27 protein-coding genes are annotated in these 25305 nt (G+C 55.4%); 13 read left to right on the forward strand and 14 right to left on the reverse strand.

Going from position 1 to position 25305, the window contains the following annotated elements; translation table 11 throughout:
* Positions 1-27 precede the first annotated feature (27 nt).
* Complete coding sequence (locus ACYVHX_RS01780; RefSeq protein ID WP_460669872.1) at positions 28-1866, reverse strand: outer membrane protein assembly factor BamB family protein; 1839 nt, start codon at positions 1864-1866, stop codon at positions 28-30.
* A 110-nt stretch (positions 1867-1976) separates the two neighbouring features.
* On the opposite strand from ACYVHX_RS01780, the gene ACYVHX_RS01785 reads away from it, so the two are divergent.
* The 3 genes from ACYVHX_RS01785 (at position 1977) to ACYVHX_RS01795 (ending at position 5434) form a co-directional block, all read left to right on the forward strand.
* Positions 1977-3416 carry an ATP-binding protein gene (locus ACYVHX_RS01785; protein ID WP_460669873.1) on the forward strand — a complete coding sequence of 480 codons (1440 nt, stop codon included), beginning with the start codon at positions 1977-1979 and terminating at the stop codon, positions 3414-3416.
* Positions 3417-3483: 67 nt separating this feature from the next.
* A complete protein-coding gene (locus tag ACYVHX_RS01790) occupies positions 3484-5145 on the forward strand; it encodes an NAD(P)/FAD-dependent oxidoreductase (protein WP_460669874.1) in 1662 nt (553 codons plus the stop codon).
* 7 nt (positions 5146-5152) lie between these two features.
* Complete coding sequence (locus ACYVHX_RS01795) at positions 5153-5434, forward strand: UBP-type zinc finger domain-containing protein (protein WP_460669875.1); 282 nt, start codon at positions 5153-5155, stop codon at positions 5432-5434.
* A 495-nt stretch (positions 5435-5929) separates the two neighbouring features.
* Here ACYVHX_RS01795 and ACYVHX_RS01800 read toward each other — a convergent pair whose 3' ends face one another.
* Genes ACYVHX_RS01800 through ACYVHX_RS01810 form a run of 3 tightly spaced genes read right to left on the reverse strand, consistent with a single transcriptional unit; the run spans position 5930 to position 10194 of the window.
* Entirely contained in the window at positions 5930-6952 is a 1023-nt protein-coding gene (locus tag ACYVHX_RS01800; RefSeq protein ID WP_460669876.1) for a glycoside hydrolase family 43 protein, read from the reverse strand.
* Between the two features lies 1 nt (position 6953).
* Positions 6954-7883 carry a D-2-hydroxyacid dehydrogenase gene (locus tag ACYVHX_RS01805; protein ID WP_460669877.1) on the reverse strand — a complete coding sequence of 310 codons (930 nt, stop codon included), beginning with the start codon at positions 7881-7883 and terminating at the stop codon, positions 6954-6956.
* Positions 7884-7929: 46 nt separating this feature from the next.
* Complete coding sequence (locus tag ACYVHX_RS01810; RefSeq protein WP_460669878.1) at positions 7930-10194, reverse strand: FG-GAP-like repeat-containing protein; 2265 nt, start codon at positions 10192-10194, stop codon at positions 7930-7932.
* Between the two features lie 105 nt (positions 10195-10299).
* On the opposite strand from ACYVHX_RS01810, the gene ACYVHX_RS01815 reads away from it, so the two are divergent.
* From ACYVHX_RS01815 to ACYVHX_RS01835, 5 genes are all read left to right on the forward strand, one after another.
* A complete protein-coding gene (locus ACYVHX_RS01815) occupies positions 10300-11586 on the forward strand; it encodes a UDP-N-acetylmuramoyl-tripeptide--D-alanyl-D-alanine ligase (protein WP_460669879.1) in 1287 nt (428 codons plus the stop codon).
* A 263-nt stretch (positions 11587-11849) separates the two neighbouring features.
* Complete coding sequence (locus tag ACYVHX_RS01820) at positions 11850-12188, forward strand: toxin-antitoxin system TumE family protein (protein ID WP_460669880.1); 339 nt, start codon at positions 11850-11852, stop codon at positions 12186-12188.
* Between the two features lie 13 nt (positions 12189-12201).
* On the forward strand, positions 12202-12855 hold the full coding sequence (locus ACYVHX_RS01825) for an SGNH/GDSL hydrolase family protein (protein ID WP_460669881.1): 654 nt from the start codon (positions 12202-12204) through the stop codon (positions 12853-12855).
* Between the two features lie 79 nt (positions 12856-12934).
* The gene (locus tag ACYVHX_RS01830; RefSeq protein WP_460669882.1) at positions 12935-13939 is read left to right on the forward strand and encodes a bifunctional heptose 7-phosphate kinase/heptose 1-phosphate adenyltransferase; all 1005 of its coding nucleotides are present in this window, start codon (positions 12935-12937) and stop codon (positions 13937-13939) included.
* Positions 13940-13943: 4 nt separating this feature from the next.
* Complete coding sequence (locus ACYVHX_RS01835) at positions 13944-14384, forward strand: GNAT family N-acetyltransferase (protein WP_460669883.1); 441 nt, start codon at positions 13944-13946, stop codon at positions 14382-14384.
* Positions 14385-14403: 19 nt separating this feature from the next.
* Here the strand turns inward: ACYVHX_RS01835 and ACYVHX_RS01840 are convergent, their stop codons facing one another.
* The 3 genes from ACYVHX_RS01840 to hemE all read right to left on the reverse strand — a co-directional run bounded on the left by ACYVHX_RS01840 (position 14404) and on the right by hemE (position 16255).
* A complete protein-coding gene (locus ACYVHX_RS01840; RefSeq protein ID WP_460669884.1) occupies positions 14404-14874 on the reverse strand; it encodes a low affinity iron permease family protein in 471 nt (156 codons plus the stop codon).
* Positions 14875-14987: 113 nt separating this feature from the next.
* Positions 14988-15224 carry a hypothetical protein gene (locus ACYVHX_RS01845; protein ID WP_460669885.1) on the reverse strand — a complete coding sequence of 79 codons (237 nt, stop codon included), beginning with the start codon at positions 15222-15224 and terminating at the stop codon, positions 14988-14990.
* The gene (gene hemE / locus ACYVHX_RS01850) at positions 15221-16255 is read right to left on the reverse strand and encodes a uroporphyrinogen decarboxylase (RefSeq protein ID WP_460669886.1); all 1035 of its coding nucleotides are present in this window, start codon (positions 16253-16255) and stop codon (positions 15221-15223) included. Before hemE ends, ACYVHX_RS01845 begins: the two co-directional genes overlap by 4 nt.
* Positions 16256-16453: 198 nt before the next feature.
* Here hemE and ACYVHX_RS01855 point away from each other — a divergent pair, with 198 nt between their 5' ends.
* From ACYVHX_RS01855 to ACYVHX_RS01865, 3 genes are all read left to right on the forward strand, one after another.
* Positions 16454-17011, forward strand: a complete 558-nt coding sequence (locus ACYVHX_RS01855; RefSeq protein ID WP_460669887.1) for a TetR/AcrR family transcriptional regulator — start codon at positions 16454-16456, stop codon at positions 17009-17011.
* A gap of 43 nt (positions 17012-17054) precedes the next feature.
* Positions 17055-18296: a beta-ketoacyl-ACP synthase II gene (gene fabF / locus ACYVHX_RS01860; protein WP_460669888.1), complete on the forward strand. Its 1242-nt coding sequence runs from the start codon at positions 17055-17057 to the stop codon at positions 18294-18296.
* Between the two features lie 113 nt (positions 18297-18409).
* Complete coding sequence (locus ACYVHX_RS01865) at positions 18410-18970, forward strand: hypothetical protein (RefSeq protein WP_460669889.1); 561 nt, start codon at positions 18410-18412, stop codon at positions 18968-18970.
* An 11-nt stretch (positions 18971-18981) separates the two neighbouring features.
* Here ACYVHX_RS01865 and lgt read toward each other — a convergent pair whose 3' ends face one another.
* From lgt to ACYVHX_RS01900, 7 genes are all read right to left on the reverse strand, one after another.
* Positions 18982-19827 carry a prolipoprotein diacylglyceryl transferase gene (lgt, locus tag ACYVHX_RS01870; protein ID WP_460669890.1) on the reverse strand — a complete coding sequence of 282 codons (846 nt, stop codon included), beginning with the start codon at positions 19825-19827 and terminating at the stop codon, positions 18982-18984.
* 14 nt (positions 19828-19841) lie between these two features.
* Positions 19842-20039: a hypothetical protein gene (locus ACYVHX_RS01875; RefSeq protein WP_460669891.1), complete on the reverse strand. Its 198-nt coding sequence runs from the start codon at positions 20037-20039 to the stop codon at positions 19842-19844.
* Positions 20036-20506: an RNA polymerase sigma factor gene (locus ACYVHX_RS01880; RefSeq protein ID WP_460669892.1), complete on the reverse strand. Its 471-nt coding sequence runs from the start codon at positions 20504-20506 to the stop codon at positions 20036-20038. Before ACYVHX_RS01880 ends, ACYVHX_RS01875 begins: the two co-directional genes overlap by 4 nt.
* A gap of 82 nt (positions 20507-20588) precedes the next feature.
* Positions 20589-20891, reverse strand: a complete 303-nt coding sequence (locus tag ACYVHX_RS01885) for a DUF167 domain-containing protein (protein ID WP_460669893.1) — start codon at positions 20889-20891, stop codon at positions 20589-20591.
* 163 nt (positions 20892-21054) lie between these two features.
* Positions 21055-21444 carry a tautomerase family protein gene (locus tag ACYVHX_RS01890; RefSeq protein WP_460669894.1) on the reverse strand — a complete coding sequence of 130 codons (390 nt, stop codon included), beginning with the start codon at positions 21442-21444 and terminating at the stop codon, positions 21055-21057.
* Between the two features lie 49 nt (positions 21445-21493).
* Positions 21494-22666 carry an AIR synthase related protein gene (locus ACYVHX_RS01895; protein WP_460669895.1) on the reverse strand — a complete coding sequence of 391 codons (1173 nt, stop codon included), beginning with the start codon at positions 22664-22666 and terminating at the stop codon, positions 21494-21496.
* A gap of 47 nt (positions 22667-22713) precedes the next feature.
* On the reverse strand, positions 22714-23682 hold the full coding sequence (locus ACYVHX_RS01900; RefSeq protein WP_460669896.1) for a Kelch repeat-containing protein: 969 nt from the start codon (positions 23680-23682) through the stop codon (positions 22714-22716).
* A 115-nt stretch (positions 23683-23797) separates the two neighbouring features.
* Between ACYVHX_RS01900 and ACYVHX_RS01905 the strand changes: the two genes are divergently transcribed.
* Together ACYVHX_RS01905 and ACYVHX_RS01910 are read left to right on the forward strand one after the other, a co-directional pair.
* Positions 23798-24649, forward strand: a complete 852-nt coding sequence (locus ACYVHX_RS01905) for a DUF481 domain-containing protein (protein ID WP_460669897.1) — start codon at positions 23798-23800, stop codon at positions 24647-24649.
* Between the two features lie 70 nt (positions 24650-24719).
* Positions 24720-25247 (forward strand): PAS domain-containing protein, encoded by a 528-nt coding sequence (locus ACYVHX_RS01910; protein WP_460669898.1) that lies wholly within the window; start codon positions 24720-24722, stop codon positions 25245-25247.
* Positions 25248-25305 lie beyond the last annotated feature (58 nt).

Genomic DNA, 25305 nt, shown 5'->3' on the forward strand with positions numbered 1-25305 from the left:
ACTCCTCCTCAACCCGGGTCGCCCGGCTTATTCGCTCAATAACGCAATTTTGCCGTCCATCGTCGTCACCAGCACCCGCCGGTTTTTCAGGGGCCAGACGCGGTTAAGCATGGCATTCGACAGTTTGTGCGACCACAGCAGCCGCCGGTTTTCGCGGTCGATGGTATACAACACGCCCTCGTCGGTGGGCACGTAAATGCGGTTTTCGCGTTCGGTCAGCGGTCCCGGACTGATTTCGTAGCCGTACTGGCAATTGACGTACCAGGCGCCTTTTCCGTCCGGCGAGCTCGTCGGAATGGCCCAGACCGAATCCTGCATGCACTTGACGTAAACCAGCGAACGGTCGGCCGAAACGCCCATCGACTCGAAGCCTTTGTGCTGGTTGGTTTTCCAGATTTCCCGCCCGGTTTCGGTTTCGAGGGCCGTTACGGTGCGGTCGGGGGTTTGGATGAAAAGGCGGTTTTTGACCAGCACCGGCACGCAGGCTGCAGGCGAGAAATTGCGCACTTTGTGGTTGGTCCACCGCCAGACCGAATCGCCCGTTTTTTTGTTCAGCGCGTACAGCGACGAACCCCAGGAACCGAAATAAACCCGCTTTTTATCCGCCACCGCGACCGATTCCACAAACCCCCTGACGGAACTGAACGTCCATTGCACCGCCCCGTCGGCCAGCGACAAGGCCCGGAATTTACCTTCGGAGCTGCCGATAAAAACCGTGTTGCGATCAATCAGCGGGGAGGCCACAATGGGTTTGCCGGTCTGCTGTTTCCAGAGCAGTCGGCCGGTTCGTTTGTCGAGGCAGTAAACCGTCCCGTCGGTCGAAGCCACCACGACCCGGTTTTTCCGCACCGCCGGTGTTGAATAGACTTTGCCGCCCGTGCCAAACCGCCAGCGCACCCGTCCGTCGGCCGTCGCCAGCGCCACGATTTGCCCGCTGGTGTTCGGATAAATACAAAAACCGTCGCTTTCGACAAGGCCCGCGCCGATGTCGCTGCTGTCCTGTTTCGTCCAAACCGGTTTGATGGTTGCGTACTGCTCATTCATTTGGTACGAAGGCCGGGGATAGCTCGTCGTTTGCTGGCTGAACCGATGATTCTGCAGCGGAATGGTCCGCCAGACCGGTTTTGTGCCGACGCCGGGCGTTCGTTCGGCAAACGTCAGGGTGTCGTTCCGGATGGTCACGAGGTTGTAGCCGCCGATTTCGTCTTTGGCCCGCAGGTTGGAGCGCCCCATCGTGCCCGGAATGCCTTCAAAATTCAGGTCACGGTTGGCGTGGCCGTGGCCGCAAAAAACCGCCTGCACGTTGGTTTTCTTCAGTTCGTCGATCAGCAGGTACCAGTTTTCGAGCGATTCGTCGAGCGGGTAATGGTTCATGAAAATCACCGGCTGGTCGGAGCCTTTCAGCTTTTCGACTTCGGCTTGCAGCCACAGCACGTCCTCGCGGGCCACCAACCCCGGCGCCATCCGCATGTTCGGGCCGCTGCCGCAACCGATAAAGCGGTATTTCCCGAAAGTGAACGCAAACCGTTCGGCCCCAAACACGTTTCGGAAGCTGTTGCAGCCGTTTTCCGACCATTTGGTGTCGTGGTTGCCGGGAAAAACGTACCATTTCTTGTTCAACCCATCGAGAATGCGCTTGGCCGTGGCGAATTCATCGTCCGATCCAAAGTCGGTTACATCACCCGTAAAAACCGCAAAATCAAGGTCCGTTTGTGCATTGATGTCGTTTACCGTGCGTTGCAGGTCTTCGACGGCGGTGGCGGGTGCGCCCACGTGCGTATCGGTCACGAAAGCAAACCGGATGGGTTGCGCGACGAGGGCGTGGAAGCCCAGCAGGCTGAAAAGCAGAAAAGGCAGATGCTTCATGGTGCAAAGTACAAAAACCGCCCAAAAGGCCCCGGGAACGGGCGGTTGAAAAGATAAGTTATGGGAAGTAGCCGCCGATTTCCTATCTTTTGGTTTCAAATCACTGTTGCATGGATTGCCTGAGCGCCCTGAAAAAGAATCCGAACTTTCAGCATGTGCCGGAGGAGCAACTGCACTGGCTGGTCGACCGCTCCGAGTGCTGCGACTACCCGGCGGAAACCATTCTCTATAAACCCGGCGATCCCACCGATCATTTTCTGATTGTGCTGGCGGGCCGGATTCGGTATTACCTCATCCAGCAGGGCCAGCAGCAGGAAATCCGTATCGCGGAAGAAAACTCGCTGGAGGGCGTTTTGCCGTTTTCGCGCATGGTCGAATCGCTGGCGTATTGGGAAACCACCGAGCCGACGGCCCTGCTGTCGTTGCACCGCGACCATTTTCGCGACCTGATTCAGACCCAGTATGAGCTGGCGCAGACGCTGGTGCAGGTGATGACGACGCGGGTGCGGGAAACGACGAAAACGCTGCAACAAAATGATAAGATGATGGCGCTGGGACGCATGTCGGCCGGTTTGGCGCACGAACTGAACAACCCGGTTTCGGCCATTGTCCGGAGTTCCGACACGCTGAAATCCCATTTGCGCAACACCCCGCAGCGGTTCAAGGACGTGATGGCCCTGCGCGTCACCGACGAGATGGTGGATCGGGTCAGTGCCTTGTTATTTTCCAAAATGAGCAACCAGTCGGACCAAAACCGGTTATCGTTGCTGGAACGCAGCCGGCTGGAAGATGAATTTCTCGACTGGTTCGACGACAACCAGGTGTCGGACAGCGACGACCTGACCGAATCGCTGATCGATTTCGGGTTTACGATCGACGATCTGGAAATCCTGCTGGTGGATGTGGCGCCGGAAAACCGGGCCACGGTGCTGAACTGGCTGGTCAATAACCTGGTGACGGAACGGCTGGTGAACGACATTGAAGAAGCGTCCAAACGCATTGCGTTGCTGGTCAACGCCATCAAATCGTACACGCACATGGACCGCGGAACGGGTCGGGAGTGCATTCGGGTCCGCGAGGGCATCGACAGTACGCTGGTATTGCTCAAACATAAACTGAAAGAAAAAAATATTCAGGTTGACGTGACGATTCCGGACGATTTGCCGCCAATCGACGCTTTTGCCAGTGAGCTGAATCAGGTCTGGACCAACCTGATCGACAATGCCATCGACGCCATGAACGCGAGCGGCCAGTTGCAGATTACGGGCGAAGTGGATCACCAGTTTGTGCTGATCCGCGTCATCGACAACGGTTCGGGCATTCCGGCCGACAGCGTCGATCACATTTTCGACCCGTTTTTCACCACCAAAACCATCGGTCAGGGCACCGGACTGGGCCTGGACATTGTGCAGGGCATCGTCCGGCATCACAACGGCAAAATTTACGTCAATTCAAAACCGGGCAAAACCGAATTTAAAGTTTGTTTACCGATTCAAAATGGGGGAAGAGAGGAAGGAAAAGAGGAGAGGAAGAAGGGAGAAGAGGACTAAAAATCCGGCCGAACTCCTTTCCTCTCCTTTATTCCCTTCCTGCTCTCCCACCTTTCCTCTCAAAAAAATGAAACCACCCATCATCCTGGCCATCGACGACGACCGGGCGGTTTTGCAGGCCATCCAGCGGGATCTAAGGCAGCAATACCGGAAAAATTACAAGATTCTGACGACCACCTCGGCCAACGAAGCGCTCGAAACCCTGGTGGAGCTGAAGAAGCAGAACGAGGAAGTGGCGCTGTTTCTGTCCGACCAGCGGATGCCCGATATGCTCGGGGTCGATTTTCTGCTAAAGGCCCGAAAAACGTACCCTAACGCCAAAACCGTGCTGCTGACGGCCTATTCCGACATTGAAGCCGCGATTCGGGCCATCAACGACGTGCAGCTGGATTATTACCTGAACAAACCCTGGGACCCGCCGACGGAAAAACTGTACCCGGTTCTGGATGAACTGCTGACCGACTGGCAATCGAGCTACCGCGCGCCCTTTGAAGGACTGACGCTCATCGGGTACCAGTTTTCGCCCCAGACGCACGACCTGAAGGATTTTCTGGCGGGCAACCTGTTTCCGTACCAGTGGCTGGACATGGAAACGAATCCGGAAGCCCGGAAGCTGGCCGAGCTGCATGCCATCGATGCCAAAGATCTGCCCATCGTTTTGATGGAAGACGGTACGGTTTTGAAACAGCCGTCGATGCAGGACGTTGGCAAGAAGTTGGGCCTCAGTCCGAAAGCCGCCCAATCGCTGTACGACCTGGCGATTGTTGGCGCGGGCCCGGCGGGGCTGGCAGCCGCGGTTTATGCCGGTTCGGAAGGGCTGCGTACCATTCTGATCGACAAGCGCGCACCGGGTGGTCAGGCCGGAACCAGCTCACGGATTGAGAATTACCTTGGTTTTCCGTCGGGCCTGAGCGGGGCCGAACTCACCCGGCGCGCCATTACGCAGGCCACCCGCTTCGGCGTCGAATTTCTGGCTCCGCAGGAGGTGGTGGCCATCAAACCGAAAGGGCAGTACAAGCACATCGAATTCAGCGACGGCACCGAGGTGGTGGCCCGGAGTATTCTGCTGAGCACGGGCGTCTCCTACCACCAGCTGGATTGCCCCGGCCTGGAGCGACTGACCGGCGCGGGCGTTTATTACGGAGCGGCCACCACCGAAGCGTACGCGTTCAAGGAAAAACCGGTTTACATCGTAGGCGGAGGAAATTCGGCGGGTCAGGGCGCCATGTATCTTTCGCGAACGGCTTCCGAGGTGTACATCCTCATCCGGCGGCCCGACCTGACGGCTACCATGTCGCAGTACCTGATTGATCAGATTGAAAACACGCCGAACATCCACGTTTTGCCCTGCACCAGCGTGGTGGAAGGGCTGGGCGAGTCGCACCTCGAATGCCTGGTGTTGCAGGATCTGAACACCCGCGAAAACCGGAAAGTCCAGGCCAGCGCCCTGTTTATTTTCATCGGCACCAAACCGTATACCGACTGGATTGAGGTAAACATCATCAAAGACGGCAAAGGCTTTATCGAAACCGGGCGTGATCTGGCGAAATACAGCGACTATAAAGAATTTTGGAAATTAGACCGCGATCCGTTTTTGCTCGAAACGTGCAGCGCCGGTATTTTTGCCGCCGGTGACGTGCGGGCCGGGGCCATGAACCGCGTCGCTTCGGCGGTTGGTGAGGGCGCGATGGCGGTTAGTTTTGTTCACAAATACCTGGCGGAAACCTAAAAAAGCGATGCTGAAACGAAAAAGTTGTGCCCACCTGAATGAGGTTGAAACCGTGAAGCTACCCGATCAACCGGCGGTGTGCGAAGAATGCATCAAAACCGGCGCTGCGTGGGTGCACCTGCGGACCTGCCAGACCTGCGGAAAAACCCACTGCTGCGACACTTCCGTCAACCAGCACGCAACGCAGCATTTCCACCAGACCGGCCACCCGGTGATTGCCTCGGCCGAAGCCGGCGAAAACTGGCTGTGGTGTTACGTCGATGCGTTGATTACGCCCTATTCGGTTTGACCGAAGGCGGCTGTTGACGAGCTTTAGTTCATTCTTCCGAAGCAAAACGACAGATTGGCGCCCCCGTAGGAATGCCCGTTGTTGACAGCACCATAAATCGTTAAGCCCAGGCTAAATCCTTGAAAGGGAAAGATATAGCGCGCTTCGATTGGGATGCCGGGTTTTGAATCCGTCAGTTTTTCGTACGAATTTCCGGAGAGAAGGCCATGTGGATCGGGGCCCAAAAGAAACCGCCGGAAGTCCGGGTGGATGATATTGACTGATGACCGGACCAACCCCTGCGCTGATCCAATAGCGATGGTGTCCTTTTTGGGAGTTAGACAGACTATCCTGCGCATAAACTGCGGTACTGAAACCAATCAGCAGCCACAAGCCAATCACGTTTCCGCTCTTTATTCCTGCGCTTCTGACCAAGAATTTTATTGGATCGACGGTTCCCATACCGATGCCTTTCTTTTCTATCGCGGCTGTTCACGACTTGAAACCGTGAGTCGCTTACTTCGGAGCCGCGATGGTCGTGTTCAGCGGCAGCGGGTCGCCAAACTGCGGCATGCCGTCGGCGGTCCAGGTAAACTTCTGCGCCCGTGGGGAGCGGTTTCCGCCACAACCCTGCCCCGTTTCCGGATTGGCGTGGTACAGAATCCAGTCTTCGGTGCCGTCGGGCGACTTGAAAAAGGAGTTATGCCCGGCTGCGTGCGTTCCCGACACGTTGCTGGCCTTAAAAACCGGTTTTTCGAGCTTCGTCCAGTTTTGGGACTTCATTAGGTCTTTGTCGCCATCGACATAAATCATCCCCAGCGCGTAGCTATCCGTCCAGCATCCACTCGCCGAAAAAACCACAAACAGGCGGTTGCCTTTTACCAGCGGCTGCGGCCCTTCGTTGACCAGCACCACGGGTTTGTCGTCCGGACCCGGTTTGGGAATCTTGCCATCAACTTCCCAGGCGTAGGTCGGTGAGGAGATTTTGACGCGCTGACCAACGGCGGTCCACGGGTTTTCCAACTGGCAGAGGTAGATGTCCTGCTCGCCGTTTTCGTCGCCCTCCCAGCCCGACCAGACCAGATAAAGCTGGCCTTTGTACTCGAACACGGAACCGTCGATGGCCCATTTATCGTCGGGCGTTTTAATCTGGCCTTTCATGGTCCAGGTGCCCTGCAACGGGTCGGCGGCTTCGTTTTCGAGCACCCAGAGCCGGTGGTTGCGGTTTCGGCCGTCGTCAGCCGCAAAAATCAGGTACCATTTTCCGTTGATGAAATGCAGTTCGGGCGCCCAGATATTCCTGGAATAGGGACCCGTCGGGGGCGGTGTCCAGACCACTTTCGTTTCGGCGGTTTTCAGATCAGCCAGCGATTGGGTTTTCCAGAGGGTCAGGTTCCGGCCCGTCGAATTGGTGTAGTAATAAAAACCGTCTTTGTGAATACTCCACGGGTCGGCGCCGGAGGGCAGCAACGGATTCGTTAAGGTTTGGCCGAAACACACCGAAGTGCAGAGCAGCAGCCACAGGAAGAGTTTTTTCATATCAGTACCCTTTTGCCAGATCAACCTGATTTTCAAGCGGTTTTTCGGCCCGAAACCGCTCCAGGTTTTGCAGAAACAAATCCATTTTGCCCTGATCTTCGGTAGCCTGTCCCCCGCCCGTATGCTGGGTCAGAATGACGTTAGACATGGTCCACAGCGGATTATCAACCGGCAGCGGTTCCACTTCGGTAACGTCCAGAACCGCCCCGGCCAGATGACCGCGTTCCAGGGCCACAATCAGGGCTTTTTCGTCGGTGGTGCTGCCCCGGCCAATGTTAGCGTACAGACTACCCGGTTTCATGGCGTCGATCAGTTCAGCGGAAAAAAAGCCTTTCGCCGTTCCCGGTAAACAATTGACCACCAGATCCGTTTCGGGCAAGGCGGCTTTTAATTCGTCGGGCGTGTGGAGTTCGGCTTCCGGATTGGTCCGGGCCAGAAATTTCACGTTACACTGAAAACCGGTCAGCATTTGCCGAACCGCCTGCCCGATGGTTCCCGACCCCAGAATCACCACTTTTTTGTTTTTGAGTAGCCCCAGTTTGAACCGCAGCGGCACACCCACCCATTTTTTCTGGGTTTGCAAAACCGCCAGTCCGTGAATGTCGCGGTAAAAACCGATGATGCCGGCCACGATGGTTTCGGCGCAGGGCCAGGCGAAATAATCGCCCATATTGGTCACCGGAACGCTCAGGTGAAGATTTTTGTAGCCATCAAAACCCGCCGAATCCAGCTGCCACCATTTCAGGCTGTTGCCTTCCGCAAACCAGGCCGCGGGCGGATTACCCAGCACCAGGTCGGCGCGCCGAAAAGCGGCCGGCTGCTCGTTTTCGGGAAGGTCTTTTTTGAAGATCACCTCGTACTCCGCCGGTAATTTTTCGCGGAAATAGGCTTTGTCAGGACCGGTTAAGGGCGTATTTACAAAAACAAGCATACGATGTTTGATGTAGCGATGGGCAAAAGTAATGAATCACCCGCTCTTATTTCGACAGGAGAACTTTCTGGTATCGAACGGGCTGACCGTCGCGCAGCAATCGCACCAGGTAAACCCCGACCGACAAGCCTCCCAGGTCAATCGTGGCTTCGGTATGCGCCTGCACACTGAGCGGGCTTGTCACGGATTGCCCGTGCAGATTCACCACCTGGACCACGCCGTTGTTGGGCGATTTGACCCGTAAAAACCGGTCGGTCGGGCTGGGATACACCCACGGTTTTTTCGTTTTTTCTTCCGTGCCCGTCACGAGCACTTTTTCCGAAGTATTCCGCAGGTAGCGAACCCCGCCGGCACTGGTTCCGGCCAGCACGTCGGCCAGTCCATCGCCGTCCAGATCGGCCGCCGTAAGCGCCAGATTGCTGCCGGGGCTGGCCTGATCCGCCGTTTGGGTCAACGCATTGATCACCAGCGTCGAATCGAGCACCAGCATCCTGTCGCCGGGTTGCTCGGGCAGTTGGTAGAGTTTCAGCAGGCCGTCGCGGGTGCCGGTCAGCAGTTCGGGGCGTAGATCGCCGTTGAAATCAGTCACCACAATCGACGGACTGCTCGAACCGCCCGTGATCTGTCCGTAATTCTGCTGCTGCAACTCGTATTTGGGTGCGGTCGCCGTGCCCGTATTGCGGTGATATTCGATGGAACCGCTTTGTTTACCGATCAGCAAATCGGTTTTTCCGTCGCGATCGACATCATACCAGGCTGGCATGTCGAGAATGCCCAGCCGGTCGGGAGTCGGGAATTGCTGCACCCGGCCCGCATCGAGCTGAAAAGCCGCGCCCCGGGCGGCCGTATTCAGAAGGTAACGGATTTCGGGCGCGCGGTTGATGGAGTTCCCGGTAAAAACCAGGTCAAGGCTGCCGTTCCCGTCGATGTCGGCAACGGCAAGTTTTAATTCGGTTAGCTGAAATTTTTCGGAAAGTTTCAGGTAATCCGTGGTGCGGAGTTCAAACGCCGGTTTTGCTTTCGTGCCCGTATTTTCGAACTGCGCAATGCTGGCCCGGTAACCGGTCGTTCCGCGGACGCCCGCGTTGCCAACCAGCAGATCCAGGTCGCCGTCGCCGTCGAGATCCACCAAAACCGGGGTGGCTCCTTCACCCAGGTCGATCATATCTTCCTGCAAAAAGCTTTTGGTCCCGAACTGAAAATTGGGCAGTTTGTCTGTACCGGCATTCCGGTAAAACCAGTTGGATGCCCGGAAGTCGATCAGGTTGCCTTCGTTGCCGTAGGTGTTAGGCGAGGCAACGAGGTCTTTAACGCCGTCAAAGTCAAGGTCTTCGGAGTAGAGCGCCGGAAAAACATCGAACGAAATCGGGTTCGTGGCCGGAAACCGGCTTGTAAAATTGGTAAACCGGGTCGCAGCGCCATTGCCGCCGACGTTGGGCAGCAGCGAAACACTCGGACAGGTGACGTGGGCCGTCAGCAGGTCTTTGTTGCCGTCGCCGTCGATATCGATCACCAGCATGGAATTCCCGTTGTGCATCACCCGCGCGCCCGAATTATTGCCTTCCGGTTCCGTTCCGTTGCCGACGTAGACGCAATCCAGCCCAAACAGAAATTCGTCGCAATGGTCGTCGCTTTTGAAATTCCCCCAGCAAAAACCGATGCGTTTGAAATCCAGCCCGTTCGGGTCTTTTTTCCGCTCGACGCTCATGTTCTGGTAGAGGTTCGCCGTTCCGCCGTTGATGTCGTAGGTCAGAATATCGATGTCGCCGTCGCCGTCGGCATCCAGAATCGCCGGAATATCCACCGAATTGATATAGAGGTTCAGCGTGCCGGAAAGCCCTTCGTGATAAACCGGGTCGGCGATGGTTTTCCAGGACAAACGGCCGTTCGTGCCGGTATTCTGCAAAATCCGCAGGCCGCCGTTGGTGTGCGTAAAAAGGTCTTTTTTTCCGTCGTGGTCAAAATCGACCAGCAGCATCCAGGTGCCGAAGGTGATGGCCGGAAACTGCTCTTCGTACTGCGGGGCATACCGCCAGCCGTAGCGCGCATCGGCCTGTTTTTCAGCCACAAACGTCATGATTCGGCTGGTTTGCCGGTCGTAGGCAACCAGATCGGGAATGGTGTCGGTATTGAGGTGAATCGTGGAATATTGCACCCCGTTGAGACCGCCCGCCCACGGATTGCTCAGCTCCCGACCGGCGATCCGAACGGGGGCTCCGGCTTCGTACCGAAACGAAAACGTTCCGGTGCCGGTTTGGGCCTGGGCGCGGTGAAGAATCAGGAAACAAAGTATGGTAAACAGCTTTTTCATGTAACTTTGGCCAATTAACTGCCGTCTGCCAACCGAACTTTTAGATGACGTGCGGTTAATGGATAACGAACAGATTCATAACGTTGGTTTACTTCCTGCCGGAAAATGGTGATTTCCATTCCTGAATTATACGATCGCTACCGCGAATGCACGGGCGTTTCGACCGATACCCGTAAAATTACAGAAGGTTGTCTGTATGTTGCGCTGAAGGGCGATAAGTTCGACGGAAATTTATTTGCCAACGACGCACTGGAAAAGGGAGCGCGGTACGCCATCGTCGACAACCCGGATGTGGCCACCGACAGCCGGTTTTTGCCGGTCCAAGACGGCCTGACGGCTTTGCAGGAGCTGGCCCGCTTCCACCGAAACCGCCTTGCCATCCCCGTCATCGGTCTGACCGGATCGAACGGAAAAACCACCACCAAAGAACTCATTCTGAATGTCTTGTCCAGAAAATTCCGGACGTATGCCACGCTGGGTAATCTCAACAACCACATTGGCGTGCCGCTGACTTTGCTGGCGATTGACGATTCCTACGAACTGGCGGTGGTGGAAATGGGCGCCAACCACCAGGGTGAAATCCGGCTGCTGTGTTCGCTGGCCCAACCCACGCACGGCCTGATTACGAACGTCGGAAAAGCGCACCTGGAAGGCTTCGGTGGCGTCGAAGGCGTCCGAAAAGGCAAGGGCGAGCTGTTTGATTTTCTGGCTGAAACGGGCGGTACGGTTTTCGTCAATGCCCAGAGTCCGGTTTTGGTGGACATGCAGCGGGAGCGGCTTTTCCGCGAAGCGGTTTTTTACCAGCTAACCGACCAGTACGAAATCATCGCCGAAAATCCGGCGGTGGTTTTTAAAGACGAAGCCGGGCAGGTAGTAACAACGCATCTGGCGGGGCAGTATAATTTTGACAACATTGCGGCTGCGCTCTGCCTCGGGAAGTTTTTCGGCGTTCCGGCGGAGGACGCCAACGAAGCCGTGGCGGCTTATAACCCGACCAATAACCGCTCGCAGGTCGTGCAGAAAGGCAGCAACACGCTGTGGATGGACGCTTACAACGCCAATCCGAGTTCGATGGCTGCGGCCCTCCGGAATTTCACGAAGCTGGAGGCAGCCCGCAAGGTGGTGATTCTGGGCGATATGTACGAACTCGGCGATGAAAGCCCCGCCGAGCACGCGGCCCTGGGCGAACTGATTGCGCAGGGCCTGTTCGACACCGTCATTCTGGCCGGACAGGACATGCGGTATGCGCTGGGGGCGCTGCCGAAAGCGTATTATTTCCCCGACAAGTTTTCGTTGCACAACTGGATCATGGATCACCCGTTTGAAAACACGGCAATTTTGATCAAAGGCTCGCGCGGTATGGGGCTGGAGTCGGTTGTGCAGTTTTTGTGACCCATTCTTACGAAAAAGAATATGCAGTTAATCAGTAAAAAATCCGTCGGTCAATGGCTCTTACGGAGTCTGTTAGCCGAACAACGTGAGCTGCTCGAACGCGAGCAACAGCTTCAGTTGAAATACGGCTTAAGTTTCGACGGTTTTCAACAGAACCTTCATCAGCAGGAAAGGAAGTTTTTGGTCAGTGGGAGGAGTTCATCGAATGGCAATCCATCCGTACCGCCCTGGCCGAGCTCCGGACTAAAAGTGAGGATGTAGAAATGGAGCTATTCGAGTGGTTGACTGATACGCGGGTCGTCAGTCCGAATGATGTGCTTGCTTTCCACCGGACCGAGTCCAGTCTCTATTACAAACTGGGAATTCACCTCACGAATGACACGTTGCTATATGCGAGCGAATACCCGGACAAACAGACCCGGACGTACTCGTTTCATTGGCAACATAGCGACGGCACCTTGATTCGGCGCTGGGACAACGCTCCTCACGTCAAACAGCTTGCCAGCTATCCGCATCATGTTCATACAGGCCCATTAAACGGCGTCATCGAAAGTCATGACATCGGGATAACCGAAGTCGTGCATTCATTTTATCAACCCTAGCACCTGATTCCCAATGAGAAAACGCCTGCCCTTCCTCCTACTCGTTGCGATCCCGTTTGTTTCCGTTGCCCAGCAAGCCGTTCCGTTTGAAAATGAAATCAAGGCGTTTGAGGAGCAGGACAAAACCACGCCCCCGCCCAAAGACGCCATTCTGTTCACGGGCAGTTCGTCTATCCGGCTCTGGGAAAGCCTGAAAACCGACTTTCCGGACAAAGTGATCCTGAACCGTGGTTTCGGCGGCTCCAAACTGCCCGATGTGATTCACTTTGCCGACCGGGCCATCATCCCCTACAAACCGAAACAAATCATTATTTACGTGGGCGAAAACGACGTGGCCAGCGGAACCGCCACCGCCCAGGAAGTGTGCGACCGCTTCGTGACGCTGTTTACCACCATCCGGAAATCGCTGCCCAGAACGCCGGTGGTGTTTATTTCGATGAAACCCAGCCCGTCGCGCCGGAAATTCCTGCCGGTGACGATGGAGGCCAATCAACTCATCAGGAATTACCTGGCCAAACAGTCGCGGGCGGAATACCTGGATGTTTATACCCCCATGCTCGATGCGAGCGGGCAGATTCGGGGCGAGTTGTTCCGCGCCGATAGCTTGCACATGACCCCAAAAGGATACGAGGTCTGGACCGAAAAACTCAAACCGTTGTTGAAATAAAACGGATACGGTTTTCGGATTTCGTTCGACAACTCTGTAAACCGTATCCCGAAAACCGTATTTCGAAAACCATACCCCTATGACCCAACCGGTCAAAAACAGATCGATTGACGAAATTTTTGACGCGTTTACTGCGCTGCGGGTGCTGATTGTTGGCGACGTGATGCTCGACTCCTACGTCTGGGGCCGGGTGGAACGGATTTCGCCGGAAGCACCGGTGCCGGTGGTAACCGTCCAACGGCGGGAATTGCGGCTGGGCGGAGCCGGAAACGTGATTCTCAATGTGCAGGCACTCGGCGCCGAACCCATCATCTGCTCCGTCATCGGCACCGACGAACCGGGCGACCGGCTGGCGGGCCAACTGACAGATCGCGGGCTGAACTGCGACGGTTTGATCCGGAGCGACTCCCGCATCACCACCATCAAGGAACGGATTATGGCCGGATCGCAGCAGGTGGTTCGGGTCGATACGGAAACGGATAAGTTCATTACCGGGCAGGAACGCAACCTTTTGATTGCCAAAGCGAAGGAATTGATCCCGACCTGCCAGGTGATTATTTTTCAGGATTACGACAAGGGCGTGCTAAGTCCCGAAGCCATCGCCGACATCACGGCTTTTGCCAACGAGCAGGGCGTTCCGACGGTGGTTGATCCCAAAAAACGCAACTTTCTGGCTTATCACAACGCAACGCTTTTCAAACCCAATCTAAAGGAACTCCGGGAAGGGTTGAAAATTGATTTTGACGTTTCGCAGCCCGGTGAGCTTCAGGCCGCCATCGACCAGTTAAAAGCCCGGCTGAGTCTTCAGGGTGCATTGATCACCCTCTCGGAACAGGGCGTTTTCATTGATTTTCAGGGCGAAAAGCACCGCTGTCCGGCCCACATCCGGCAGATTTCGGACGTGTCGGGCGCGGGCGATACCGTTATCAGCGTGGCGGCCTGTTGCGTGGCCCTCGGGTTGTCGCCCCGCTTCATTGCCGGTTTATCGAACCTGGCGGGCGGTTTGGTGTGCGAATCCCTGGGTGTCGTACCCATCGATAGACAACGGCTGAAAGACGAAGCTATTCAGGAACACTTACTGTAACCTCATGGACGTACAACAGGGCAATTACACCATTTCGACCGACCCGGCCCGCCTGCAATTTGATGTGATTCACGATTTTCTGTCCAATCACTCCTACTGGGCCACCGGTATCAGCCGCGAAACGCTGCAAAGACAGATCGACCATTCGACCCTGCATTTTGGGGTGTACGAAGGGGAAAAACAGATCGGTTATGCGCAGGTGCTGACCAACTTTACGTCTTTTGCGTACCTCGGCAACGTGTTCGTGCTGGATGCATACCGGGGTCAGGGCTTATCGAAGTGGCTCATGGAAACCATCATGGAACACCCCGACCTGCAGGTGATCCGGCGCTGGCTGCTGGCCACCCGCGACGCCCACGGCCTGTACCGGCAATTCGGTTTTACGGAGCTGGCAAATCCGGAAACCATCATGGAAAAATTCAACGACAACGCCATTCGGTACTAGCCCGGTTTCCACCAGAACCTCAGGATTTCGATTCCGCTTTCAGTTTTTCCTTCGTTTCCTTGATCGCTTCTTCCACCGAATGCGATTTGCGCAGGTCGCTGGCACGTTTCGTAATTTCGGCCATCGTGCAATAGTGCTGGTAGAGAACCGCCAGCTCTTCTTCGCTCAGGTCTTCGCTGTCGATCAGGCGGTTACTGGCGCCCTGGGTGGCCGCAATTAGCTCATTCAATTTCAGTTGAACGGACATCGATTCCTTGTTCTGCGCTTTCTGAATGACAAATACCATCAGAAACGTCACAATGGTGGTGCCGGTATTGATCACCAGTTGCCAGCCCGCGGAGTAACCAAACAGCGGCCCGCACAGCGCCCAGATCAGGACGGTGGCCAGCGCCATGACAAACGCTATCGAAGTCCCGGTCGCTTTTGCCACCGTGGTGGAAAACCGTTCAAAAAATCCTTTGTTGCTGGAGCCTTTCTTAAACTTTTTCATACACGTCGTCTGGGTTTAGACACAAACGGAACTCCCTGGCGGAGTTTCTGTTTATATACCCAAACGACCCGGTTTTTGTTTAAAAAGCTGGCGGCTAAGCAGTTCGGTCCGGGTCACAAAGCCCGTTTCCGGCTTTCCTTGATGTAATCGTCGGTATAAACCTTGCCCCGGTTGTTGTGGTACCGCCAGACCACTTTATGATTGACCGTTACCGCAATGGGCTGGATTTCCTTGCTGTTCAGGCCCTTTTCCATAAATTGAATGGCTTCTTCCGCCGTATCGAAATAGACGATTTCGGCTTCGGCATGCCGGTTGAACAAGGCCTCTACTTTTTTGGTCGAATCGCTCATGCCCTGTAATCTTTGACGGTTTCGATAAAATACCGCACCTTTTGCGGGTCCGTGTCCGGATACACGCCGTGGCCCAGGTTGGCGATATACCGCTGTGTGCCAAAGGCCTGGAGCATTTTTTTCACCTCCACTTTAATCTGGTCGTAATCGGCATAGAGCACACACGGATCGAGGTTCCCCTGCAAGGTTTTGCCGGGAATCAGCTGCCGCGATTCGGCCGCGTCCATGTTCCAGTCCAGCCCCACCACCGAGCAGTTTAACTGGCCGATTTCCTGCCGCGCAAAAAAGGCACCTTTGGCAAAAACCGTCACCGGCACGCCTGTGGCTTCCGCAACGGCATCGCAAATCTGCCGGATGTACGGCAGGGAAAACGTGCGGTATTGATCGGGCGACAGAATGCCGGCCCACGAATCGAAAATCTGGACCAGATCGGCGCCCGCCCGCACCTGCGCTTTCAGGTACGCAATCGTGCTGTCGGTGATTTTTTGCAGCAGCGTGTGCGAAAAAACCGGGTCGGCATACAGCAGTTTCTTGGCTACCGAGAACGTCTTGGAGCCTTTTCCTTCGGTCATGTAACAGAAAATCGTGAACGGCGCCCCCGCAAAACCGATCAGCGGAACACGGTTGTTGAGCTCTTTTTTCACCAGCTTGATCGCTTCCAGCACATACGCCAGATCGCTTTCGGCATCGGCGGTTTTGATGCGTTTCAGTTGCTGCTGATTCCGGACCGTTTCCGGAAAAACCGGCCCGCGCTGCTCGATCATTTCGTAGGGCAGTCCCATCGCTTCCGGCACCACCAGAATGTCCGAAAAAATAATGGCCGCATCAACACCCAGAATATCAACGGGTTGAATGGTTACTTCGGCCGCCAGCTCCGGCGTCGTTGCCAGTTTGATAAAGCTGCCGGCTTGCTCGCGAACGGCCCGGTATTCGGCCAGAATCCGGCCGGCCTGCCGCATCAGCCAGATGGGGACACGTTCTACGTTTTCGCCACGGGCCGCCCGCAGCAACAGGTCATTTTGTAAAGTCATGCTGCAAAGATAATTCGTCTTGAACTCGGATTACACGGATTAAAGGATTCACTAGGATATAAAAGATTAAAAATGATTCCGGAGCCATCCTGGTTAGGCCCGCTCCGGCGGCCCGGCTGAATCGGCGTAATCCGGGTTCAGGCCGTTTTTATCAAACAAACGTTTGGTAAAATCAATTTATCACTTTAGCTTTGCGCCATGCCCATCCAGAAAATCACGCGGGAAGAGATTCTGAAGAAGGCGCTGCTTGTGTTTAAACGGCAGGGCTACCACCGGACCACGATGGATGATCTGGCGCGGGCCTGCGGTTTGCTGAAGGGCAGTTTCTACCATTATTTCAGCAGCAAGGAAGTGTTGATGAAAGAGGTTCTTCTCTACGCCAATGAGGTTAACCGGAAGCATCTTTTTTCAATTGCTTACGATGAAATGAAACCGCCCCAACAACGTCTGGAGCAGTTGCTCGATACGTTGTTCAGCACCGTTACGGAATCGGAGGGCGGTTGTCTGATGGGGAACACGGTTCTGGAAACCGCACTGGTAACGGAGGAGTTCAAAGAACCGCTGCGTGTTCATTTCAACAACGCGATCACGGCACTGGCGCACCTTTACCAAACCAATCATTCGGAACAAAAAGCGCAGGAACTGGCGCAGCAGGCAACTGCCGAAATCCAGGGGTCGTTGCTGCTGACTAAATTGTTTGGCACTGGCCAGCTCCTGACCGACTGCCGAAACCGAACCATCGAACGATTCGCTTAACTTTTAACGATACCCTAATGACGGCCTAAAACCGTCCTACCCCATGAAAAGAGTTGTTGTGACCGGATTGGGCGCCCTGACGCCGATCGGCAATACCGTCGAAGCATACTGGACCGGGCTGGTGCAAGGCCGCAGCGGTGCCGCCCTGATCACCAAGTTTGATACCACCCACTTCAAAACCAAATTTGCCTGTGAGGTTAAAGGTTTCGATGTGCTACAGTTTCTCGATAAGAAAGAGGCCCGCAAAATGGACGAATACAGCCAGTATGCGCTGGTGGTGGCCGACGAAGCCGTGAAGGATGCGCATTTGGTCGGCGACCAGGTGGATCCGAACCGCGTGGGCGTGATCTGGGCGTCGGGCATCGGCGGGATGTACAGCTTTCAGGAAGAGGTGCTTGCCTACGGCGCCAACGACCGCCATCCGCGCTTCAATCCGTTTTTTATCACCAAAATGATTGCCAACATGGCGTCCGGCCTGATTTCGATCCGGTACGGTTTTCGGGGGGTTAATTTTGCGCCGGTTTCGGCCTGTGCCTCCGCCACCCACGCGCTGATCGACGCCTTCAACTACATCCGGCTGGGCAAGGCCGACGCCATCATTGCCGGTGGTTCGGAAGCCGTCGTCAACGAAGTCGCCGTGGGCGGTTTTAACGCCATGAAAGCCTTGTCCGAGCGCAACGACGACCCGGCCACGGCTTCCCGGCCATTCGACGCCGACCGCGACGGGTTTGTACTCGGTGAGGGCGCAGCCGCCATCGTGCTGGAAGAATACGAACACGCCAAAGCGCGGGGGGCCAAAATCTACGCCGAGCTGGTCGGCACGGGGGCTACCGCCGACGCCTACCACGTGACGGCCACCCACCCGGAAGGTCTGGGCGCGACGCTGGCCATGACCGAAGCCCTGCGCGAAGCCAATCTAAAACCGGAAGAGGTTGATTACCTGAACGTTCACGCGACGTCTACGCCGATTGGCGATCTCAGCGAATCCCAAGCCATCCAGAAAATATTCGGTGAAAATCCCGAACGGCTGCACCTCAGCGCCACCAAGTCGATGACGGGGCACCTGCTCGGGGCTGCCGGAGCCATCGAAGCCGTAGCCGGTATTCTGGCGATCCAGAACAACACGATTCCGCCGACGATCAATCTGCAAAACCGGGATGAACGCATCAGTCCGAACCTGAACCTGACGCCGAATGTACCGGTTCAAAAACCGGTCAACGTGGTGATGAGCAATACGTTCGGTTTTGGCGGCCATAACGCGATTGTGGCGTTTCAGCGGGTGTAACTCCTGTAAAACGCGGAAGTCAATACTAAAAAACGTGCAAGGTCTTGAAGACCTTGCACGTTTTTTATTTCCTAATATGTCCTAATTTTGGTGAAATTAGGACATATTAGGAAATGCCCGCAGCCATCGAAAAAGACCTCAAGAAAGAAATTCTGAAATTACCGGCGAACGAAAAAGACAAGCTCCTGTTGCGGCTGGTTGCCAAAGACAAAGCCCTGGTCGAGCGGCTGCACTTTGTCCTGATCGAAGGAGAAACGACCACCGAGGAACGGCGGCAGGCCGTGAAAGAGAAAATTGCCGAAACCGCCAACGGGCATTACAACCACCCCGACGGCTGGATGCTCAAGGCCATGCGAACGTTGAGTTCGGCCATTACGCACCATGTCAAGATTACCAAAGACAAATACGGCGAAGTGGAACTGAGCCTGTACATGCTGACGGCTTTCTTCGCGATGCAGCCGAGCCAGTTTGCGTATTTAAACCACCACAACCAGAATACCTGCGCGTTTGTCGCCAAAAAAGCGGATTCGATTTTGAAGAAACTCCCGAAAATCGACCCGGATTATTACATCGAATTTGAAACCGATGTCAACCAGGCGCTGGAATTTATTCATTCGCACGGGTCGGGGCTCTACGCCCGGCAACTCGGTTTGCCGAAACAATGGAATCCGTAACCCTCCGACCCTCAGCCATTTGCCACCAGTGCGGTCTTGACTTTCCGGCTATGAGCCAGCATGATCAGGCCGGTCAGAATAGCCGGAATGCTCAACAGTTGTCCCATGTTGAGCGCCAGACCGTTCTCGAAAGTCTCCTGATTGGTTTTTAAAAATTCCACCAGAAACCGGAAGCTGAACAGCAAAACAAGGAACAAACCGGCTATAAAACCGTCCGCCAGTTGACGCCGTTTGCGCTGCCACAACCCGAACGTCAGCGCCAGCAGAAACAAACAGAACAGCGATTCGTACAACTGGGTCGGATGCCGGGGCACGAGGGGCAGCAACGCCGGGTCGGTTTCGCGGACAAACACAAAACCCCAGGGCAAAGCGGTCGGTTTTCCGTAAATTTCGGAATTGAACAGATTACCCAGCCGAATCAGGCCCCCCGCCAGACTAACGACAATCACCACCCGGTCGACCACCCACAGAAAAGGTTGATCGCGCTTTTTGCGGCTGTACAGAACCAGGGCCAGCAAAATTCCGATGGTGGCTCCGTGGCTGGCCAGGCCCTCGAACGGTAACCGCAGCATCGAGCGGAGCCAGTGCCCGGGAGCAGCCAGCAGCAGCTCCCATTCGTAGAACAGATAATGCCCCAGGCGCGCCCCTACCACCGTTGCCAGCACGACATACAGCGTCAGGATTTCTACATCGGCAGCCGGTTTTTGCTCCCGGCGATACAGATACAGCATCAGGTACTGACCGGCCAAAAAGCCCCCAGCAAACAAAAAACCGTACCAGGTAATCGGCCACTCGGCCCCGAAAAGATGCAGCGTGTGAATGCGGGAATCAATATCCCAGATGATAAAAGCCAGCATACGTTAATTCCTGATTAACAACCTGATGTAATTCCCAACAGCAAAAAACCCACGCAGAAGTTGAGCGCAGCGTGTTGATACGGTTTGTACCACGGATAGCGAAGCGGAGCGGTTTTGACCAGCTCCAACAGTTCGTCATCGCTCCACGCGGCCCGTTCGCCCACCCGGTTTTTGTAGGCGTTCCAGAGCGGTTTTAAGTCGTCGCCATTCATAGCAGTTCTTTCTTTAGCAGTTTGCCAAGCCGGGTTTTGATCCGGTTAATTTTGGTACTCACGTTAGTGCGGCTCAAGCCTAAAATAAGCGCCATTTCGTCGTAACTGTGTTCTTCCAGATACAACAAAATCAGCGCCTTGTCCACATCCGGCAATTGACTGATGGCCCAGTACAGCTCCTGGGTCGCTTCCTTTCCGTCCTCGGCCGGACTCGGAATGTCGTGCGTCTGTTCCGAATACCGCTCCTTTTCAGGCCGCGATTTGTCGGTGCGGATGCGGGCAAAAACCGTGTTGAGCGCAACGCGGTAAATCCAGGTGCTGACTTTTGATTGGTGTTGAAACGTCGGGTACGACTTCCAGAGTTGCAGTACGATTTCCTGAAACAGATCTTTTCGATCCTCCGGCAGCGGGTAATAGAGGCTGCAAAGGCTGTGGATCAGCTTTTGGTGAAGTGCGATGAGCTGCACAAACTGGTTTTGTAGAGATTCCCTGGCCACGGACGAAACACGGATGGATTCAAGGGGATTAGTTACCAAAAACCGGTGAAAGTCACAGCTGCGCTACAATATTTTTGTAATCTCCTTTCGGAAAGCCTTCCAAACCCGCCAGAACCTGACTGATACGGTTCTCATCGGCGCTGATTTCCAGGCGCTTGTGCGGATTGGTAAAACCGGCCGTAATTTCAATGGCTGATCTGGCCAGTCCAAACTGCCGCGCCAGAAACTCGACCAGATACGCATTGGCTTTGCCATCCTGCGCCGGGGCTTTGATTTTGGCGTTTACCTGGCCCGCAGCATCGTAAAACAGCTTATCCACCTTACTGCCCGGTTTGACTTTCACATGCAGCGTCATTTCGGTTTTCAGTTTTCGGTATATGGTTTACGGTGTGGAAAGTCGCCGAAGCAATCCAGACCCGTATTGACGCCTTCAGCGTTCAACATTCGTCATTCATTATTCGATATTATGACTATCTGCGTCGGCCCGGCGAAAACCGAAAGCTGAAAACCGTATCCTTCTACACATCAATTTTGTAGGAAAGCGACACTTCATCGCCGGTTTTGCCCCGGAAGCCCCAGTTGTAGGCCGGACTTTCCAGAATGCAGATTTCAATGTCATTGACCGACAGGCCGATCTGTTCGCTGATTCGCTCAAAAAGCAGGTTGATCAGTTTCTTTTTCGTTTCCACGGTTCGGCCTTCGATCATTAAAAATTCGAGGATTACGTAGTTTTCCGAACGGCCTTCGGGCATGAAAAAATCCTCCGGTTTGAGGTACAAAAACCGGTGGGCGCGTTTGTTCTGCGGAAATTGCAATGCCTCGACCACACACGCATGAATCACGTCCGACAGTCGATTCCGAATGGCCCGCAAGGGTTCGTTAACGCCGTAAATTTTGACCTGACTCATGGTGGAGAATGAGAGAAGAGATTTGAGACAAGAGACGGTTTGCAGGTAGTTAATACACAAACGTCCCGACTTCACTCTGAACGGTTACCCGCTTGCCTTCGAACGCTTCGACGTGGCCAATCACCCGGCCTTCAATGCCGAACTGGCCGGCAAGGTCGATGACGCGCTGGGAATTTTCTTCGGACAGATAGATTTCGAGCCGGTGGCCCATGTTGAACACCTTGTACATTTCCTGCCAGTCCGTGCCGCTTTCCCGCTGAATCAGCTCAAACAAGGGCGGGATCGGAAACAGATTATTTTTGACAACATGCAGGTTATCAATGAAGTGCAGCACTTTGGTTTGCGCCCCCCCGCTGCAATGCACCATGCCGTGAATCTGGCTCCGCAACTCGTCCAGCAACACCCTGGCCACGGGCGCGTACGTCCGCGTGGGCGAAAGAATGAGCTGACCAACGTTTAAACCGGTCGGTGAAACCGGGTCGGTGAGTTTTTTGGAACCGCTGTACACCAGACTGCGGTCCACGGCCGGGTCGAAACTTTCGGCGTATTGGTCGGCCAGATAATGCCCCAGAACGTCGTGCCGGGCCGAGGTCAGCCCGTTGCTGCCCATGCCGCCGTTGTAGGTTTTTTCGTAGGTCGCCTGGCCGAACGACGCCAGCCCGACCACCACATCGCCGGCCTGAATCCGGTCGTTGCTGATTACATCGGCCCGGCGCATCCGGGCAATCACCGTGCTGTCGACAATCACCGTCCGGACCAGATCACCCACGTCGGCGGTTTCGCCCCCGGTGCTGGAAATGTTGATGCCGTGTTGCCGCAGCATGGCGAGCACTTCCTCGGTTCCGTCGATGATTTCGGCAATGACTTCGCCCGGAATCAGGTTTTTATTGCGGCCAATGGTGGACGAAAGCAGCATCGGTCCCACCGAACCCACGCAAATCAGGTCGTCGGTGTTCATCACCACGGCATCCTGCGCAATGCCCCGCCAGACCGACAAATCGCCGGTTTCTTTCCAGTAGAGATAGGCCAGCGACGACTTGGTGCCCGCCCCATCGGCGTGCATGATGGTGCAGTAGGCCGGGTCACCCGCCAGCGCATCGGGTACAATTTTACAGAAGGCTTTGGGAAACAGCCCCTTATCCAGTTTCGCAATGGCGTTGTGAACGTCTTCTTTCGACGCCGAAACACCCCGCTGCGCGTAACGATCAGTTGATTGATTCATTCCTGTGAAAGCGCGACCAGCCGGTTTTCCGGCCCGATCCCGGTCATTTATTTCAAAACTTCGACGGTATTCAACTCCGGCCCACCGCCGTGGTTCGCCGATCCGGCCACGATGTAAATGTGGTTTTTGTAGACCACGGCCTGCGTCCCGTGCCGACCTTCCTTCAGTTTCGGTCCGGAAGTCCAGCGGTTGGTTTTCGGGTCCAGAACTTCGGCTTCGCTGTGCGATTTCAATTGCTCGCTTTCGCCCCCGATCACCCACACTTTATTGTCTTTGGTCACCGCCGTGCTGCCCGCCCGCAAGGTCGGGAAATTGCTCTCGGTCGGCAGGGTTTCCCATTTGCCGGTTTTAAAATCGTACACGTCCACTTCCGGCATGGTCGTATCGATCACCTTCCCGGTTTTGGCCGACGACCGGCGTCCGCCCGCCAGGTACATTTTGGTGCCCACCACGGCCGCGCTGATGTGGTCGCGGGAGCGGGGGGCATCGGCCAGCTGTTTCCAGGTGTTGGTTTTGGGATCGTATTCGTCCAGGCGCGAAACGTGGCCGTCGTAATGGCCGTCGATGATGCCGCACACCACGTAAATCTTGTCGTTGTAGACCACCACGCCCGCCGAACCGCGCTGGATTTCCTTTGGAATTTCCGGTCCTTTCCGCCAGACGCCGGTTTTTGGACTATAAATATAGATGTTCGGAATCGGCGTTTCGTGCGGGTATTTGCCTTCGAAGGCCGCAATCACGTAAACGTCATCTTTGTAGTTAATCGCCTGAAAGTGATTCATTTCCACCGGTGGCGTCGGCAGCTTTTTCCACATCAGGGTTTTCAGATTCAGCGCTTCCAGCGGTTTCATGCCCCGGCCACCGATCGCGTACAGGCTGTCGCCAACGAGGGCAGCCGCGTTTTCGTGCCGCTTTTCGCACTCGTTTTTATACTCGACCGATTCCCAGGTTTGAGCAATGACCGGCGAATAACCGAAAACCGCCAAGGCAAGATAGGTAAGGAGTTTTTTGTTCATAACAATTGGTATCAATTTTAACGATTCGGAGGGCGGTTCAATCAATTTGGTAGCAATCGTAGACCAAATGTACGGCATCGCGGGTTATAGACAAGAAACCGTCCTATTTTTGCCTATGATCTATTGGAGAATCTGCCTTCTTTTGTGCCTGTTTTTACCGGTCAGCGGGATTGGCCAAACCGTGAAACCCGATACCCTAAAAACCGTGATCCCCGCCGATACGGCAGCCGCAACCGACTCGACCGCCCGGCTGAAAAAGGAAGAAGCCGCCAAAGCCGCCCCCGTAGCGGCCAGCGATCCGACCGGTTTTCACTACAAAATCACCGCCGACGGCACCATCACCGCCGGGAACGTCAACCGGGCGCTCATCCAGGTCGGCGGTTCGTTCGACTGGGCGGTGAGCCGACTCTTCCGGTTTGCCAGTACGCCCTCGTTTGCCTACGGCCGCCAGAACCAGATGCTGAATGAACGGGAATTTCTGGGCGATTTCCGGGCTTCCTACCTCCACGAAAGGCGGTTTTATTACCTGGGTTTTGGAGCCATCGAAATCAGCAACCTGCGTAAAATCCGAAACCGGCTCACCGGCGGAGCGGGCGTGGGCTACAAACTGCTGAGCCGCAAAAACGCTTATCTTTCCGTCACCAACGTGCTGTTGTACGAATACACGGATTTCACCACCAATACCGCCGAAGTGCAGGATGTCAATGTGCTGCGGAATTCGACGCGGGTGTTCGGCGAATACCAGTGGGACGACGGGCGGTATTCGGTTTCGCACACGGCGTTTCTGCAACCGGCTCTCAACCGGCCCAACCTGCGGTGGAACGGCAGCGTATCGTTTCAGATGCGGCTGACGGCCCTGATCAGCGTGCGGACCATGGTGCAGAACTCCTACGAAAGCGTGGTGGCGGTGGGGCGCAAAAACAATGATTTCCGCTGGACAATGGGTCTGGTGCTCGAAGTGAAATAAACGATTTTTGGGAAGCCCGCGAAAACGCACTATCTTTTCGGCATCCTATCTTACTCAACGTAACCGTTCCATGCACACTAACCAATCGTATGCCGATTATTTGCAGCGAATTTCGGTTTCGGCGCGGCCCGCTCCGGCCGCCAGTCTCGAATTTCTGCTGCTCGACCGGGCGCTGGACCGTCACCATCAGCGCGAACTGGCGAAGTTGTCCCAATTCACCACCGCGTTCGACTGGCAACTGACCCGCAACTACGAAAAAGCCCTGCGCGATGGTTTTACGCTTATTGTTGCCAATACGGCCCAATCCATTTTGTGGGTGAGTCACCGGTTTTTTGCCATGACGGGTTATACATCCCGGGAAGCCGTTGGGCAGACGCCCCGGTTTTTGCAAGGCCCCGGCACCGATCCGGCGCAGGTCCGGCTCCTGTCGGACGCCCTGGCTCAGGCCCACCACACCCCGGTGGCGCACCCCATTCATCACCAGCTGGTCAATTACCGCAAAGACCGAACGCCCTACCTCTGTGATATCGAAATCGACCCGATCCGGAACCGGCAGGGCGAACTGTCGCATTTTATTGCCGTCGAGAAAGCGATTTGAGCAGAATACGGTTTTCAGTATACGGTTTACGGAATCTGATCGGGACTGGATAGCTGGC

It is taken from the genome of Larkinella ripae (assembly GCF_054780775.1).